This window comes from Bradyrhizobium sp. AUGA SZCCT0176, assembly GCF_018130145.1.
Taxonomy (GTDB): Bacteria; Pseudomonadota; Alphaproteobacteria; order Rhizobiales; family Xanthobacteraceae; genus Bradyrhizobium.
In genome coordinates this window covers 18,937-33,403 of record NZ_JAFCMB010000023.1, presented here as the reverse complement: position 1 = coordinate 33,403, position 14,467 = coordinate 18,937, and the positions used below count along the sequence as shown (strand labels likewise).

At 62.1% G+C, this 14,467-nt stretch carries 14 protein-coding genes; 5 read left to right on the top strand and 9 right to left on the bottom strand.

From position 1 onward, the window contains the following. Positions 1-20: 20 nt before the first annotated feature. The 5 genes from JQ600_RS31630 to nthA form a co-directional block, all read right to left on the bottom strand. Positions 21-563 (bottom strand): TRAP transporter small permease, encoded by a 543-nt coding sequence (locus tag JQ600_RS31630; RefSeq protein ID WP_212264653.1) that lies wholly within the window; start codon positions 561-563, stop codon positions 21-23. Between the two features lie 9 nt (positions 564-572). Beyond that, positions 573-1,580, bottom strand: coding sequence for a TRAP transporter substrate-binding protein (locus tag JQ600_RS31625; protein WP_212264651.1), 1,008 nt, complete (start codon positions 1,578-1,580; stop codon positions 573-575). 231 nt (positions 1,581-1,811) lie between these two features. Beyond that, complete coding sequence (locus JQ600_RS31620) at positions 1,812-2,195, bottom strand: nitrile hydratase accessory protein (RefSeq protein ID WP_212389215.1); 384 nt, start codon at positions 2,193-2,195, stop codon at positions 1,812-1,814. Further along, positions 2,195-2,854 (bottom strand): nitrile hydratase subunit beta, encoded by a 660-nt coding sequence (gene nthB / locus JQ600_RS31615; protein ID WP_212389214.1) that lies wholly within the window; start codon positions 2,852-2,854, stop codon positions 2,195-2,197. Before nthB ends, JQ600_RS31620 begins: the two co-directional genes overlap by 1 nt. Further along, entirely contained in the window at positions 2,854-3,501 is a 648-nt protein-coding gene (nthA, locus tag JQ600_RS31610; RefSeq protein ID WP_212389213.1) for a nitrile hydratase subunit alpha, read from the bottom strand. The genes nthB and nthA overlap by 1 nt, the downstream gene beginning before the upstream one ends. A gap of 62 nt (positions 3,502-3,563) precedes the next feature. On the opposite strand from nthA, the gene JQ600_RS31605 reads away from it, so the two are divergent. From JQ600_RS31605 to JQ600_RS31585, 5 genes are all read left to right on the top strand, one after another. Then, positions 3,564-4,337, top strand: coding sequence for a hypothetical protein (locus JQ600_RS31605; RefSeq protein WP_212389212.1), 774 nt, complete (start codon positions 3,564-3,566; stop codon positions 4,335-4,337). Positions 4,338-4,454: 117 nt separating this feature from the next. Beyond that, positions 4,455-5,261 (top strand): enoyl-CoA hydratase/isomerase family protein, encoded by an 807-nt coding sequence (locus JQ600_RS31600; protein WP_212389211.1) that lies wholly within the window; start codon positions 4,455-4,457, stop codon positions 5,259-5,261. A gap of 340 nt (positions 5,262-5,601) precedes the next feature. Next, the gene (locus JQ600_RS31595) at positions 5,602-6,621 is read left to right on the top strand and encodes a TRAP transporter substrate-binding protein (protein WP_212389210.1); all 1,020 of its coding nucleotides are present in this window, start codon (positions 5,602-5,604) and stop codon (positions 6,619-6,621) included. 62 nt (positions 6,622-6,683) lie between these two features. Continuing rightward, positions 6,684-8,582 (top strand): TRAP transporter large permease subunit, encoded by a 1,899-nt coding sequence (locus tag JQ600_RS31590; RefSeq protein ID WP_212389209.1) that lies wholly within the window; start codon positions 6,684-6,686, stop codon positions 8,580-8,582. Between the two features lie 28 nt (positions 8,583-8,610). Continuing rightward, complete coding sequence (locus JQ600_RS31585; protein ID WP_212389208.1) at positions 8,611-10,272, top strand: acyl-CoA synthetase; 1,662 nt, start codon at positions 8,611-8,613, stop codon at positions 10,270-10,272. Positions 10,273-11,011: 739 nt separating this feature from the next. Here JQ600_RS31585 and JQ600_RS31580 read toward each other — a convergent pair. The 4 genes from JQ600_RS31580 to JQ600_RS31565 all read right to left on the bottom strand — a co-directional run bounded on the left by JQ600_RS31580 (position 11,012) and on the right by JQ600_RS31565 (position 14,465). Beyond that, on the bottom strand, positions 11,012-11,638 hold the full coding sequence (locus tag JQ600_RS31580; protein ID WP_212389207.1) for an antibiotic biosynthesis monooxygenase: 627 nt from the start codon (positions 11,636-11,638) through the stop codon (positions 11,012-11,014). Between the two features lie 159 nt (positions 11,639-11,797). Further along, positions 11,798-12,796, bottom strand: coding sequence for a L,D-transpeptidase (locus JQ600_RS31575; RefSeq protein ID WP_212389206.1), 999 nt, complete (start codon positions 12,794-12,796; stop codon positions 11,798-11,800). Between the two features lie 74 nt (positions 12,797-12,870). Beyond that, the gene (locus JQ600_RS31570) at positions 12,871-13,677 is read right to left on the bottom strand and encodes an MBL fold metallo-hydrolase (protein ID WP_212389205.1); all 807 of its coding nucleotides are present in this window, start codon (positions 13,675-13,677) and stop codon (positions 12,871-12,873) included. Beyond that, positions 13,674-14,465 (bottom strand): TatD family hydrolase, encoded by a 792-nt coding sequence (locus JQ600_RS31565; RefSeq protein WP_212389204.1) that lies wholly within the window; start codon positions 14,463-14,465, stop codon positions 13,674-13,676. The genes JQ600_RS31570 and JQ600_RS31565 overlap by 4 nt, the downstream gene beginning before the upstream one ends. Positions 14,466-14,467: the final 2 nt, after the last annotated feature.

Sequence of the window (14,467 nt, the reverse complement as noted above, 5' to 3'; positions counted from 1 at the left end):
TCCGTGCTGGAAGAGAAACGTTATTCGATAGGGACGTGGGGATCGCCGCCGCTTGACGGCGGAGGCCCGATGGTCAGCCGTTCGATCACGAACAGCAGCATCATCGCGCCGCTGATCGGGATCGGCAGGTAAGTGATGCCGACGGAAAGCCAGGGAAACTCATCGACTGAATTTCCCCAAGTCGCCAGAGCGAGCTTCATGCCCCACACCATCATGAAAACCGCCACGGCCCCCATCAGCAGTTCGCTGATCACGGCTGCTGCCCCGCGCAGGCGAGGGGGCAGAAGATCGGTGCCCACGGTCATGTTCATGTGGATGCGCTGGCGATAGCAATTCGCGGCGCCGATGAAGGTGATGCCAACCGTCAGCAAGACGGCCAGCGGCTCAGGCCAGGACGAGGCGCTGTTGAGAACGTAGCGGGTGTAAACCGCCCAGGGAATGATCGCCGAGACCAGGACGAGCGCCGCACACGCGATCACGGCGCCGGTCCAGTAGACTGCGTTCATGGCACTGCGGAACAGTCCGGCTCCGGGATCGCCGGCCACTCCAGTCTGCGTACTCATCCGCCGGGCCTACTTCACGGCGTCGATGCGCTTGACCATCTCGGCATATTTGGCGCCGTATTTGTCCCACACCGGCTTGACCGCCTCGCGCCAGGGTTTCTTGTCGACGTCCATGATCATCTCGGTGCCGGCGGCCTTCATCTTGTCGATCGCGACTTTCTCCGCCTCGTGCCACAGCACGCGCTGTTCGGCCTGACATTCCTTCGACAGTTTCTTGATCAACGCCTGATCCGCCGGCGTCAGTTTCTGCCACGAGATCTTCGAGAACACGAGCAGTTCGGGAATGATCAGATGCTCGGTCATGGTGAAGTATTTGGCCACCTGATTGTGGTTCTGGGCGATGAAGGAGGGCGGGTTGTTCTCCGCGCCGTCGATGACGCCGGTCTGCATCGAACTGAAGACCTGGTCGAAGCCCAGGGCGACGCCGTTGCCGCCAAGCGCGTTCATCGTATCGACGAACAGCGGGTTGCCCATCATGCGGACCTTGAGGCCCTTCAAATCCGCCATCGTCTTGATCGGCCGCTTGCTGTTGTAGATGTTGCGCGAACCCGCATTCATCCAGCACAGTGCAATCAGATTGGTCTTCTCATTCGCCGAAATCTTCGCCAGCAGCTCGTCGCCGATCTCGCCATCGATCACCGCTTCCATATGCTTGGAATCGCGGAAGACGAACGGCATGTTGAAGACGTTGACGTCGTCCACGACAGGGCCGACGGCGCCGACGGAAATCCGGGCCATCTGCAGCGCGCCGAGCTGGGCCTGCTCGATCATCTCCTTTTCGCCGCCAAGCTGCATCGACGGGAACATCTGAATGGTAAGGCGGCCGTCGGTGGCGGTTTCCAGCTTCTTGCCCATGCGCACCACGGCCTCGACCGTCGGGTAGCCGAGCGGATGAACGTCCGATGCTCTGATGACCATCTTGGTCTGGGCGAACGCGCGTCCCGCACCGCCGATGCCGCCCGTCGCAGCCAACGCAAACGTCGCGGCTCCAGCTCCGAGAAAATCTCTGCGCTTCATGATTGTCCTCCCTCGATGTTTTATTTGTCGCTGCCGGCATCGTTGGCCGACAGCCTTATTTTCGTGAACAGACTATGCAGTCCGGATTGGCGAAGTAAACAGGGACCGATGCCGCGGCAGATTAATTATTGGATCGAATGATCCATTGATTGGATGGTTCAGGCACCGGCGGCCAATCGCGGGCGATCGACACGTTGGAAACAACGGGCCTCAAAGGGCGCGTACGTGAGCCTAGCCGAAATCGCCCGGCGTCAGCTCAATCGGCGCACCGTGCGGGGTACGGTCGGCGGCGTGATCCCAGGCATCGCGATAGCGGTGCAGGACATCCGACGTCGTGACGCCCTTGGCGGCGACCAGCGTCTCCAGCGTCGCCAGCCAGTGCTGGTAATAGGTCTCGCCCGTATCGGGATCGCCGGCGGCCTGGGCGCGCTTGATCTCTGCGCCGAGTGTCTCCGCCCATTCCTTCCAGGTGAAAACCCCGACTTCGTGCAGTGCCAGCGCCATGGCAAAGGCGCGGGCTTCCCAGGGCTCCCGAAACACCGGGCCATCCTCGTCGCGGGGCACGCCGGGGACGGCAACCGCCGCCCGCATCGCCTGTTGCGGGGTCAAGTTCATCACACGCGCTCCAGGTAGGATTCCCAGGCGTCGACGGATATGCTGAGCGTCGGATCGGTGTCCTTGCCCCACAATTCAGGTCCGTCGAACCGCACCGTATAGAGCCATTGCGGGCTCTCGCCGACGCCGAGCGAATTGAGATCGGCGAACACGTGGCACCCGTGATTGAGCTCGATCGTGCCGAGATGCCCGCGGACATATTGCGGCAGCCGCGTATGCGTCTGCGGATGAATCTCTTTCATCCGCACCGTTTCGCCGACCGCGAACAGCGCAGGCGACGTTGCCGTGCGTTCGGTCGAGGCGCCACGCCGGATCGTCGGCACGACGTCTTGCGGGGGCAGGGTCTTTACGTCGGGCTTCGGCGGCGAGAGCATCTTGCCGGCCTCGATTTCCTCTGATGTCACCAGTCCGCGTTCGATCATCAACGTTTCCAGACCGGCGAGCCAGATCTGGAAATAGCTCTTGCTGAGGTAGTCCTCAGGCGGGCGGTTCTCGCGCGCAAAGCGCGACATGTCGATGTTCCAGCCGCCAGGACGTGACATCGCGACCGTCAGCGCAAAAGCGCGGCGCTCCCATTCGCCATGAAACACCGGCTCGTTCGGCTCGGGCACGACGGGGCCAAAGCCTTTGGCGCCGCCCATATCGTGCGCGCCGTCCATCAGGCGGTCTCGCCAAGCTGTTTCGGCAATCCGGTGCCGATCATGCTGTCGCGGGTGACGAGTTCGGCGAGCTGCTCGGCGCTCCAGCCGTCCGTGCCTTTGGGCCGCATCGGCAGCACGAGGTAGCGGATTTCGGCGGTGGAATCCCAGACGCGGATCCTTGTCGTCTCGGGCAGGGCGACGCCAAAATCCTGCAACACGCCGCGCGGATCGGAGACGGCGCGGGAGCGGTAGGGCGCGGATTTGTACCACACCGGCGGCAGCCCGAGCACCGGATGCGGATAGCAGGAGCACAGCGTGCACACGACCATGTTGTGCTGTTCGGGCGTGTTCTCGACCACCACCATGTGCTCGCCTTGCCGCCCGCTATAGTCGAGCTCGGCGATTGCCGCCGTCGCATCCTTCATCAGCCGCGCGTGATAGGCCGGATCGCTCCAGGCTTTTGCGACGACGCGGATGCCGTTGCGCGGGCCGATCTTCTTTTCATACAGGTCGATCAGGAGGTCGAGCGAGGCCGGATCGACATAGCCCTTTTCGGTCAGGATCGATTCCAGCGCCCGCACCCGCAGCTCGGTCTCCGACAATTCCGAATGGTCGTGATCGTGGTGGTGATGATGGTCGTGATGATCGTGGTCATGGCCTGTCATGCGGCCAAGATAGTCGCAAAATCCGGGCTATGTCGAGGCGAAGACTCTGCTAGCATTTGGCCATGGGGATTGGGGCAGGGCGCATCGCAATCGCGGCGGCAGCGGCCATTTCGGCTTGGCTTCCGATTTGGTTTCCGGCCGGCGATGCGCGCGCCGCCAACGGCGCCTATGCGGTCGATGCCGCCGACATCGCCGAGGTCGGCTCCTGCAAGGTCGAGAGCTGGCTGCAGGCGGCGACCAATACGGATTTTACGGCCGTGGCCAATCCATCCTGCGCGGTCAATGTTTTCAGACCGGTGGAATTGAGCATGCAGACCGTCCGGTCGCGCAGCGACGGCGACTGGAGCAACAGCCTCGCGCCCAAAGCCAAGTGGAACTTCATTCCGACCGGAGTGGGAAGGTTCGGCCTGTCGTTCTATGCCGGCGGATCATTCGACGCGCTGACCGGAGAAAACCTCACCGCATTCGCGGTCGTGCCGGTGACCTACAGACTGTCCGAGACGATGCGGATCAACCTCAACGGCGGCTGGATGTGGGACCGCATGGCCGACCGGCATTACCCGGTCTATGGCGCCGGCTTTGACTGGAAACTCACGGACACGTTGCAGTGGACCATCGAAGCGTTTGGCCAGGCCGGCCAGTCGGACGAGCCGAGCGCGATCCGGCCGCGATTCCAGACCGGCATTCGTTACCGGCCCAACGATATATTCTCGGTCGACCTGATCTACGGCCACAACATATCGGGCGAAAACGCCAATTGGATCACGCTTGGCACCACGATCCGCTTTCCCGTCCCGGGAGGCAAACCCGACCACCAGCGTACGGGCCATTTGTGAGCCTCCACGCGGCCGGTTGCACCGCCGGGCAGGAGGGGCCGGCATGCAAACAGCGCGCGGGCCGACCGCGGACTTCTGCGCTAAGGTTCTCAAAAATAACGGGTAGGGAGACGCCGCTTGACCGGGTTTGTCACCATTGAAAGAGGCCTTGGGCCCGATGGCCGTATCGCCGTCGTCCGCTTCGACCGCGGCGATGGCATCAACGCAATGTCGCCGGAGGCGATGCGCCAGCTTACGGATGCCGCCCGCAGCTTTGAGGATGACGGCGCGACCTCGGTCGTGGTGTTGACCGGCGCCGCCAAGGCGTTCACGGCTGGCTTTGATCTCAAGGACCCCGAGGGCCGGGCGCGGAAAACCATGGACCTCGGCACCCTGCGCCGCCACCTGAAGCTCGGGCCGCGCCTGACGCGGGCCTGGCAGGACATGGAACAGATCACGATCGGCGCCATCGAAGGTTTTTGCGTCGGCGGCGGCGTCGCGCTGGCGGTGGCGCTGGATTTCCGGGTCATGGCCCGTGACGCCCATATGCGCGTGCCCGAGATTGGTCTCGGCATGAACATGAGCTGGCAGAGCGTGCCGCGCATGCTGCACCTGATGGGACCGGCGCGGACCAAGCAGGCCGTGATCCTGGCCGACCACCGCATCACGGCGGCCGAGGCCCATGAATGGCGGCTGGTCGAGGAGGTCGCCGAACCCGGGCAGGCGTTCGACGCCGCCATGGCGCTCGCCACCAAGGTCGCGGCCCAGCCGCCGCTGTCGGTCGCCATGACCAAGCTGACCGTCAACCGGCTCACGCATGCGCTCGACGATCTCACCAGCCATATGGACGTCGACCAGTTTGCGCTGGCGAGCCTGAGCGAGGATCACAAGGAAGGTGTCGCTGCGTTCCTGGAGCGGCGGAAGCCGCGGTTCAAGGGGCGGTAGGATCGGGCTTCGAGCGGGCGTAGCCGTGCCGCATCGTGGCTGTTGCCAATATCTGCGATTCGCATAAGGTATATTATGGAATATTTATATCTACAATTAGATCAGATATTTAGCGTGAATTCCTTCCAAGCCAGGTCAGATTGATCCGGTTTTTCGATCCAGACTGCCGGCCCCAAACATCTCGCAAAAGCCAACGCATGACTGCTCGCGGCTGCGTCCCGAAAACCGATATTGCCGCGGCCGGCGGACGCTGCAATAAGCCGCCCGGCGAGATCGCTCGCAGCATCCGGTCCGCATAGGATTGGGTCTCAAGAACAACAACCCTCAAGGGAGAAACCAGATGAGCTTTTCACGACGCACGCTTCTCAAGGCATCCGCTGCGTCAGCGGTGCTGGGTGGCATCGGCGCGCCGTTTGTGGCGCGTGCCCAGACCGCCGAATTCACCTACAAATATGCCAACAACCTCCCGGATGGCCATCCGCTGAACGCCCGCGCCAAGGAGATGGCGGCGGCGATCAAGGCCGAGACCAATGGCCGGTTCGACCTGCAGATTTTCCCGAACAACCAGCTCGGTTCCGACACCGACATGTTGAGCCAGATCAGATCCGGCGGCGTCGAATTCTTCACGCTGTCAGGCCTGATCCTGGCGACGCTGGTGCCGGCGGCGTCCATCAGTGGCATCGGCTTCGCTTTCCCGGATTACGACACGGTCTGGAAGGCCATGGATGGCGGGCTGGGCGCCTATGTCCGCGGCGAGATCACCAAGGCCAATCTGGTGGTCATGGACAAGATCTGGGACAACGGGTTCCGCCAGACCACGTCGTCGAGCAAGCCGATCAACGGGCCTGAGGACCTCAAGGGCTTCAAGATCCGGGTGCCGGTTTCGCCGCTGTGGACCTCGATGTTCAAGGCGTTCGATGCGGCGCCCGCCTCGATCAATTTCAGCGAAGTCTATTCGGCACTGCAGACCAAGATCGTCGAGGGCCAGGAAAATCCGCTGGCGATCATCTCGACCGCCAAACTCTACGAAGTTCAGAAATTCTGTTCGCTGACCAACCACATGTGGGACGGCTTCTGGTTCCTGGCCAACCGCCGCGCGTGGGAAAAACTCCCGGAGGATGTCCGGACCATCGTCACCAAAAACATCAACGCCGCGGGCGTCAAGGAACGCGAAGACGTCGCCAAGCTCAATGCCGGACTGCAGCAGGAATTGGCCGGCAAAGGCCTTGTCTTCAACCAGCCCAACGTCACGCCGTTCCGAGACAAACTTCGCTCGGCCGGCTTCTATGCGGAATGGAAGGGCAAATACGGCGAACAGGCTTGGGAGCTGCTGGAAAAGTCCGTCGGCAAGCTGTCGTAGCCGGATAGGGGTCTCAGACCCCTATCCTGTCTTTTGTTCATGCTGTGGTGCAGGGCGCTGCGATGGCTCATGCCGAACTGACCGAGAACGTGACCGGCGAGGTGGCAGAGCCCCCTCGCCGCCGTTCCCTGCTCGCGTCCACTGAAAACTTCCTTGGGATGCTGGTTGAGATCCCGGCAGCGCTCCTGGTCGTCGCCGAGATCGTCATCCTGTTCGCGGGCGTGGTGGCGCGCTACGGGATGCACCGGCCGTTGATCTGGTCGGACGAACTGGCCTCGATGCTGTTCCTGTGGCTGGCGATGCTGGGGGCTGCCGTGGCGTTCCGGCGAGCCGAGCACATGCGGATGACGGCCGTGGTCGCGAGCGCCAAGCCTGCGCTGCGCGCCTATCTCGATGTGGTAGCGACTTCGGCCGCGCTGGCGTTCCTTCTGATGATCGCCTGGCCGGCCTTTGAATATGCCTACGAGGAAAGTTACATCACCACGCCGGCACTGCAGGTCACCAATATCTGGCGGGCGGCGGCGCTACCGGTCGGCATCGCTCTGATGGCGCTGTTTGCGTTGCTGCGGCTGATGCGGGCGGGCAACGTCCGTACCGTATGCGCGGCCATCCTGTCCGTTGCGCTTGTCATCGCGGCCTTCTGGCTGCTGAAGGGCTCGCTGAAGCCGCTGGGCAATCTCAACCTGATCATCTTCTTCGTTGGTGTGGCCGGCTTCTGCGTGTTCGCGGGCGTTCCCATTGCGTTCGGCTTTGGGCTGGCGACCTATGGCTATCTCGCGCTGACGACCAATACGCCACTGATGGTGCTGGTCGGCCGCATGGACGAGGGCATGAGCCACCTCATCCTGCTGTCGGTGCCGCTGTTCGTGTTCTTAGGGTTGCTGATCGAGATGACCGGCATGGCGCGCGCCATGGTGGCGTTCCTGGCGAGCCTGCTGGGGCATGTCCGGGGCGGGCTGCATTACGTGCTGGTCGGCGCGATGTATCTGGTTTCGGGCATCTCCGGCTCCAAGGCCGCCGACATGGCTGCCGTTGCCCCGGTGCTGTTTCCGGAAATGAAGGCGCGGGGCGCCAAGCCGGGCGATCTGGTCGCCCTGCTCTCGGCCACCGGCGCCCAGACGGAAACCATCCCGCCCAGTCTGGTGCTGATCACGATCGGCTCGGTCACCGGCGTATCGATTGCGGCGCTGTTCACCGGCGGCCTGCTGCCGGGCGTGGTGCTGGCGATCACCCTGTCGGCGCTGGTGTGGTGGCGCTACCGCGACGAAGACCTGACACATGTCGCCAGGGCCAGCGGCGGTGAGATCGCCCGTGCGTTCATCATCGCCCTGCCCGCCGTGGCGCTGCCTTTTGTAATCCGCTACGCCGTGGTCGAGGGCATCGCGACCGCGACCGAGGTCTCCACCATCGGGATCGTCTATGCCTTCGTCGTCGGCTACCTGATCTACGGGCTGTTGATCTACCGCAACTTCGACTGGCGGCGGATCATGCCGATGCTGGTCGAGACCGCGTGCCTGTCGGGCGCCATCCTGCTGATCATCGGTTGCGCCACCGGAATGGCCTGGGGCCTGACCCAGTCCGGCTTCTCACGGACGCTGGCGGCGGCCATGACCGGCCTGCCCGGCGGTTCGGCGACCTTCATCGCGGTATCGATCGTGGCCTTCGTGATCCTCGGCAGCGTGCTCGAGGGCATCCCGGCGATCGTGCTGTTCGGGCCGCTGTTGTTTCCGATCGCGCGTGCGGTCGGGGTGCACGAGGTTCACTATGCCATGATCGTTATTCTGGCGATGGGTATCGGGCTATTCGCGCCGCCGTTCGGAGTGGGCTATTATGCCGCCTGCGCCATCGGACGCGTCGATCCGGCCGAAGGGATCAGGCCGATCTGGGGCTATCTGCTGGCGCTGATGGTCGGACTAATTATTGTGGCGATCTTCCCGTGGATTTCGATCGGGTTCTTGTAGGTTCAATTTTGCTGACGGGACAAAGCCGATGAGCGCAGCCCAAACTCCAGACCAAGGTCAATACAGCATCGGATTGGACAAGACGCCGGCGAATTACGTGCCGCTGACGCCGCTGAGCTTCCTCGCACGCAGCGCGGCTGTTTATCCCGATGCCGTCAGCACCGTCTACGAAGGCCGCGTCTTCACCTGGTCGCAGACCCATGAGCGCTGCCGGCGCTTTGCCTCCTACCTCGCCGGCCGCGGCATCGGCCATGGCGATACGGTCGCGGCGATGCTGCCGAATATTCCCGCGATGAACGAATTGCACTTCGCAGTGCCGATGGCGGGCGCGGTGCTGAATGCGCTCAACATCCGGCTCGACGCGCCCTCGATTGCGTTTCAGCTCGATCATGGCGGCGCCAAAATCATCCTGGTCGATCCGGAATTTTCCGGCGTGATCGCGGAAGCGCTGACGCTGATGAAGGGGCCCAAACCTTATGTCATCGACGTCGACGATGCGGCATTTGCCGGCGGCAAGCGGATCGGCGAACTCGAATATGAAGCGGCGGTGGCGCAGGGCGATGCTGGATTTGTGGCACGACTGCCCGGCGATGAATGGGACGCGATCGCGCTGAGCTATACGTCGGGCACGACGGGCAATCCGAAGGGCGTTGTCACCCATCACCGCGGTGCCTACCTCAACGCCGTCAGCAACATCCTGGCGGGCAATCTCGGCCAGCATCCGGTCTATCTCTGGACGCTGCCGATGTTTCACTGCAACGGCTGGTGCTTTCCGTGGACGGTCGCGGCCTCCGCCGGCATCAATGTCTGCCTGCGCAAGGTGGATCCGTCGAAGATTTTCGAACTGATCCCCAAACACGGCGTCACCCACATGTGCGGCGCGCCGATCGTCTACAACACACTGATCAATGCGCCGGACGCCCCGAAGGGCGCCAAGGCCCGGCCCGTGGTCGGGTTGATTGCAGGCGCAGCGCCTCCCGTTGCCGTGCTCGAGGGCGCCGAGAGCATCGGCATCAAGCTGACGCATGTCTACGGCCTGACCGAGGTCTATGGCCCGGCGTCGGTCTGCGCCGAGCAACCGGGCTGGGACGAACTGCCGGCCGATCAGCGCGCGCAGCTCAAGCGCCGGCAGGGCGTGCCCTACCCGCTGCAGGAAGGCGTCACGGTGCTCGATCCCGAAACCATGCGCGAAGTGCCGCGCGACGGCGAGACCATCGGCGAGGTGATGTTCCGCGGCAACATCGTGATGAAGGGCTATCTGAAGAACGAGAAGGCGACGAGCGAAGCGTTTGCCGGCGGCTGGTTTCACACCGGCGATCTCGGCGTGCTCGATGAGAGCGGCTACGTCATCATCAAGGACCGCTCCAAGGACATCATCATTTCCGGCGGCGAGAACATCTCCTCCGTCGAGGTCGAGGACATCCTCTACAAACACCCGGCCGTGCTGTTCGCGGCTGTGGTCGCCAAGCCGGATCCGAAATGGGGCGAAGTGCCCTGCGCCTTCGTCGAGCTGAAGGACGGCGCGAAAGCAACCGAAGCCGACATCATCGCGTTCTGCCGCGGCCACATGTCCGGCTTCAAGACGCCGAAGTCCATCGTGTTCGGCGCGATCCCGAAGACGTCGACAGGGAAGATCCAGAAATTCCTGCTGCGCAACCAGGTGGGTTCGGTGAAGGCGTTTTCGGCGTAAGACATGAACTCATAAACCCATAGACATTGGCGGACGTCCGCTTTGGTGGGCACTACGGACTTCAATCGGACATCGCCAGGTCCGCAAAGTGCCCAGGAGCGGACAAAACTTCGTCTGCAGTTCAAACCAACCCAGGAACACTGTTTAACTAAACGGCAACCCTTCGATAGAATTGAGACCATCGCATTAATGCGCGATTTGACAGGGAGGCGCATACTCGCGGCATGGGATTATCTTTCCTTGTCATGTGGGCGCTCGTCGCAGCCATCGTCGGATGGGGTTCGTTTGTATTTGCAAAGCACGACCCGCGCTCAACGTCGTGGACAAAGATTACCTTCGCAGCAGTTCCCTTAGGCGCCTTTGGCTTGATCTCAATCTGCTTCTTTCTGCCTAGCGGCACCCTAGGCGAGGCTCTGGGCGAGGGACTTCTCGCACACGGAATGCTTATCTTCTTTTGGCCTATGGCTGTTATCGGCGCGCCTGTGTGTATCGGCTGTATCATGGGCATTTTGCTTGGGATGTATGGAAGACAACACTGAGCACTCCTCTCGCCGCATCGGCTCAATCGAAATTTCTGGTTGAGATTGCGGTAAGGAGTTCGGAAGACACCATGTCGGCTTCGGGGTCATGTCCGGAAGTCAGTCGGCGTTCTTTCATCTTCCGCTGTGAACTCAAAAGCGAAGATCAGCCACCAAAAGAAAAGTGCCAAAAGCGAAAACGGCACTGATCTGGTCTACGCCTAATCTCGCTCGACCGGCGGATAATACTGCGGCGCCTCGGTTCGCTCGTACATTCCGTAGTCTCGCATGACTTCGAAGACGCGGAAGTATTCAGTGGTTGAATCGGTAAACAGCTTGGCGCCGAATTCGACGCCGGCTTGAGGGTCCGGCAAGTCGATCAAGTGCGCGAAGTATCCGTCACGATAGACGCTCGCGAACGCGCCATGGTGCCATTCGGTTTCCACCGGAATCGTGGCGCTCTTGCATTCCGAAGCGAGGACGTAAGTTGGCGGGCGCCTTGCGGGGTCGTTGTAGGGCGTACGTCGCTCGGGCTGCCAGACCGGCCGTCCTGGCCTGGCTTCGTGAATGACCTGGGCGACGCGAATACGATAGTCCGAAAAGACCTTCTCGCGGCCGATCGTCTGGACCTCGTGATGGTAGGCGTGGGCCCTCCAGGCCGTCAGAGCCCCCTCGTCCTGCCATATCTGGTAGGACAGCAGCAGGTTCTCCCGTGTCAGACTCCTGAAACGATCGATGAACAGACAGCCACCCATGGCCTCAAGCTCGGGCTTCAACGAAGCGGCAAGATTCAGATACTGGTCCCGGTGCCCGGGCCTTGTTTGAACTTCGAAGAACAGGCCGATCATTAAACTACCCTGCTTTTCTCCCAACGTAGTCCGTTTGCTCCACCCGCTCCAGCATCAACCGTCATGGGCCGGGATCAGCCAGCCTGCAGAGTCTGGCGCAGCACGTCATAATCCTGTTGGAGACAAGAAGTGGCGCGGCTTGAAGCGCGCTCGGACGATCTAGCTCTTTCCGCTCGCCGGCGGCTGCTCGACGAACACGACCGGCGTTCCCTTTTTGATGCTCCGGCCCAACAAGCCGGCATCCCAATTGGTCAGTCGAACGCAACCGTTGGATTCAGACTTGCTGACCGTCGAAGGGTTGGACGTGCCGTGGATGCCGTATCCTTCGGCCGATAACCCGATCCAATAGGATCCCGCCGGATTATTCGGGCCGGGTTTGATGGTGAACACCTCTTTTGATTTAACACCCTTGAATTTGTAGTCGGGATTATAGCGATAGTTCGGGTTGGCATCGACGGACACCACCTTGAGCGTGCCGCTGGGTGTCGGCTTTTCCTTACTCCCCACTGTCGCTGGAAAAAACCCGACAAGCTCACCGGACGAGGTGAAGACCTTTACCGTCTGACCTGATTTGTCCACCTCGATGCGGTCACCTTTCAATTTGGCGTCGTTGCCAGGCACGGCCGCGACCAGAACGATTTCACTAACCTGGTCGAACTTCTTCTTGGGGTTGAGAGCTTCCAGCAGCCCTTCACTCATGTGAAATTTCTCGGCGATGGCTTCGCGCGGGCTGGTGTAGCCGAGAGCTTTGAGGTGCCGCATATCTTCCATCCTGGCGGGCAGCTTTTCCAGGAAGGGTCCCTTGATGTCGCCGCTGGAAATCTTGTACTCGATAACGACAGCGTCCGAGCTCGTCCCCGCAAGCGCTTTCCATACCTCTGGCGTCAGCGCCTGAGCAGGCTTCAAGCCTTTCGCCTCGGCGAAGGCCTTTAACGCCTTCTGCGCGTTTTCGCCGAGCTTGCCGTCGATTTCTCCCGGAGAGAACCGCGCCCGATCCAGCAGAACCTGGACCTTGATGACGAGCGGATCGACTTTCCTTTCCGCCGGAGGTTTTGCAGATTCAAATTCTGCATTGTTGATCGACGCGGCGTCCAGTCCGGCCGCTGGCAATACCAGCGAGACCCACAGAACCGGTGCGGCCAACAAGCGGCGGATCATCTCGGCTCTCCTGAAAGCGGAACTCCGGTGATAATCAGTTCGTGCCGACGAAGTTCCGCCGGGCTGCCGGAGCCTCAGCCGGTCCGCTCCAGCGTTAGCCGCATCCCGTCAAAAGCCGGGGTCACGTCAGCCGGCAGGCTCTGGCGCAGCACCTCGTAATCGAGGTCGGAATGCATGTTGGTGATGACGGCGCGGCGCGGCTTGAAGCGCCCGATCCAGGACAGCGCGTCGTTGATGCTGAAATGGCTGGGATGCCCGGCATAGCGCAGCCCGTCGATGATCCAGAGCTCGAGGTTTTCGAGCAATGGCCAGCTCTCCTCGGGAATGTCGTGGACGTCGGGTGTGTAGGCGGCATCCCCAATGCGAAATCCCAGCGCGGGAATCTTGCCGTGGTGAACCAGGAAGGCGGAAAGCTCCACCGGGCCGCCCTTCCCTTGCGTGGTGTGGCTCTCGCCAGCTTCGATGGAATGACGCGTCAGGATTGGCGGGTAATCGCTACCCTCGGGCGAGATGAAGCAATAGGAGAACCGCGCCATGATGTCTTTCGCGGTCGACTGATTGAAGTAGACGGGAATGCGGCGGCGCTGGTGCAGCACGACCGAGCGCAGATCGTCGATGCCGTGGGTCTGGTCGGCGTGCTCATGCGTCAGGAACACCGCGTCGATATGGTCGACATTGGCGTCGATCAATTGCTCGCGCAGGTCGGGCGAAGTGTCGATCACGATCCGCGTGGTGCCGTGGGCGCCCGTGCGCTCAACCAGCAGCGAACAACGGCGGCGACGATTCCTGGGGTTGTCGGGATCGCAGGCACCCCAACCGAGCGCCGGACGCGGCACGCCGGCGGAGGAACCACAGCCGAGGATTGTCAGCGTCAGCGTCATGCGGCCGCTTTCGGCGCGGGTACCTTGGAGAACAGGCGAAAGAAGTTTTCGGTGGTCTGCCGCGAGATCTCCTCGAGCGAAACCCCGCGCGCCTCCGCCAGCACCTTGGCCACCTCGACCACGTAGGATGGTTCGTTGCGTTTGCCACGGAATTTGCCGGGCGCCAGATACGGCGCGTCGGTTTCGACCATGATGCGATCGGCCGGCAGGTCGGCGGCGAGTTCGCGCAAGGCTTCTGATTTCTTGAACGTCAGGATGCCCGTGAACGAGATCGAAAGTCCCAGCGCGATCGCCTTCATCGCCAGTTCGCGTCCGCCAGTGTAGCAATGCAGCACGGCACGAAACGGTCCCTTGGCCATTTCCTCCTCGAGGATGCGACCGCAACCTTCATCGGCGTCGCGGGTGTGAATGACCAGCGGCAGGCCGGTTGCGCGCGCGGCGGCAATGTGGGCGCGAAAGCCGCGCTCCTGCGCCTCCGGCGAGCCGTCGTCGTAGAAATTATCCAGCCCCGCCTCACCCAGTGCGACCACCTTCGGGTGCTTCGTCAGCTCGATCAGCTCGGCTGCCGGAATGCCGTCTTCCTCATCGGCGTGATGCGGGTGGGTGCCGACCGAGCAATAGACGTTCGGAAACCGCTCGGCGATTTGCAGCAAGCCGCCAAGCCGCCTCACCCGCGTCGAAATAGTGACGATGCGACCGATCCCGGCGCTCTCGGCCCGCGCAACGATGCCGTCGAGATCCTCGGCGAAATCGGGAAAGTCGAGATGACAGTGGCTGTCGACGAGCATGG

What these genes read in the sequence shown, in the direction of transcription:
- JQ600_RS31630 (WP_212264653.1), bottom strand. Translation starts at nt 563, where the DNA reads ATGAGTACGCAGACTGGAGTGGCCGGCGATCCCGGAGCCGGACTGTTC.
- JQ600_RS31625 (WP_212264651.1), bottom strand. Translation starts at nt 1,580, where the DNA reads ATGAAGCGCAGAGATTTTCTCGGAGCTGGAGCCGCGACGTTTGCGTTG.
- JQ600_RS31620 (WP_212389215.1), bottom strand. Translation starts at nt 2,195, where the DNA reads ATGAACTTGACCCCGCAACAGGCGATGCGGGCGGCGGTTGCCGTCCCC.
- nthB (WP_212389214.1), bottom strand. Translation starts at nt 2,854, where the DNA reads ATGGACGGCGCGCACGATATGGGCGGCGCCAAAGGCTTTGGCCCCGTC.
- nthA (WP_212389213.1), bottom strand. Translation starts at nt 3,501, where the DNA reads ATGACAGGCCATGACCACGATCATCACGACCATCATCACCACCACGAT.
- JQ600_RS31605 (WP_212389212.1), top strand. Translation starts at nt 3,564, where the DNA reads ATGGGGATTGGGGCAGGGCGCATCGCAATCGCGGCGGCAGCGGCCATT.
- JQ600_RS31595 (WP_212389210.1), top strand. Translation starts at nt 5,602, where the DNA reads ATGAGCTTTTCACGACGCACGCTTCTCAAGGCATCCGCTGCGTCAGCG.
- JQ600_RS31590 (WP_212389209.1), top strand. Translation starts at nt 6,684, where the DNA reads ATGGCTCATGCCGAACTGACCGAGAACGTGACCGGCGAGGTGGCAGAG.
- JQ600_RS31585 (WP_212389208.1), top strand. Translation starts at nt 8,611, where the DNA reads ATGAGCGCAGCCCAAACTCCAGACCAAGGTCAATACAGCATCGGATTG.
- JQ600_RS31580 (WP_212389207.1), bottom strand. Translation starts at nt 11,638, where the DNA reads ATGATCGGCCTGTTCTTCGAAGTTCAAACAAGGCCCGGGCACCGGGAC.
- JQ600_RS31575 (WP_212389206.1), bottom strand. Translation starts at nt 12,796, where the DNA reads ATGATCCGCCGCTTGTTGGCCGCACCGGTTCTGTGGGTCTCGCTGGTA.
- JQ600_RS31570 (WP_212389205.1), bottom strand. Translation starts at nt 13,677, where the DNA reads ATGACGCTGACGCTGACAATCCTCGGCTGTGGTTCCTCCGCCGGCGTG.
- JQ600_RS31565 (WP_212389204.1), bottom strand. Translation starts at nt 14,465, where the DNA reads ATGCTCGTCGACAGCCACTGTCATCTCGACTTTCCCGATTTCGCCGAG.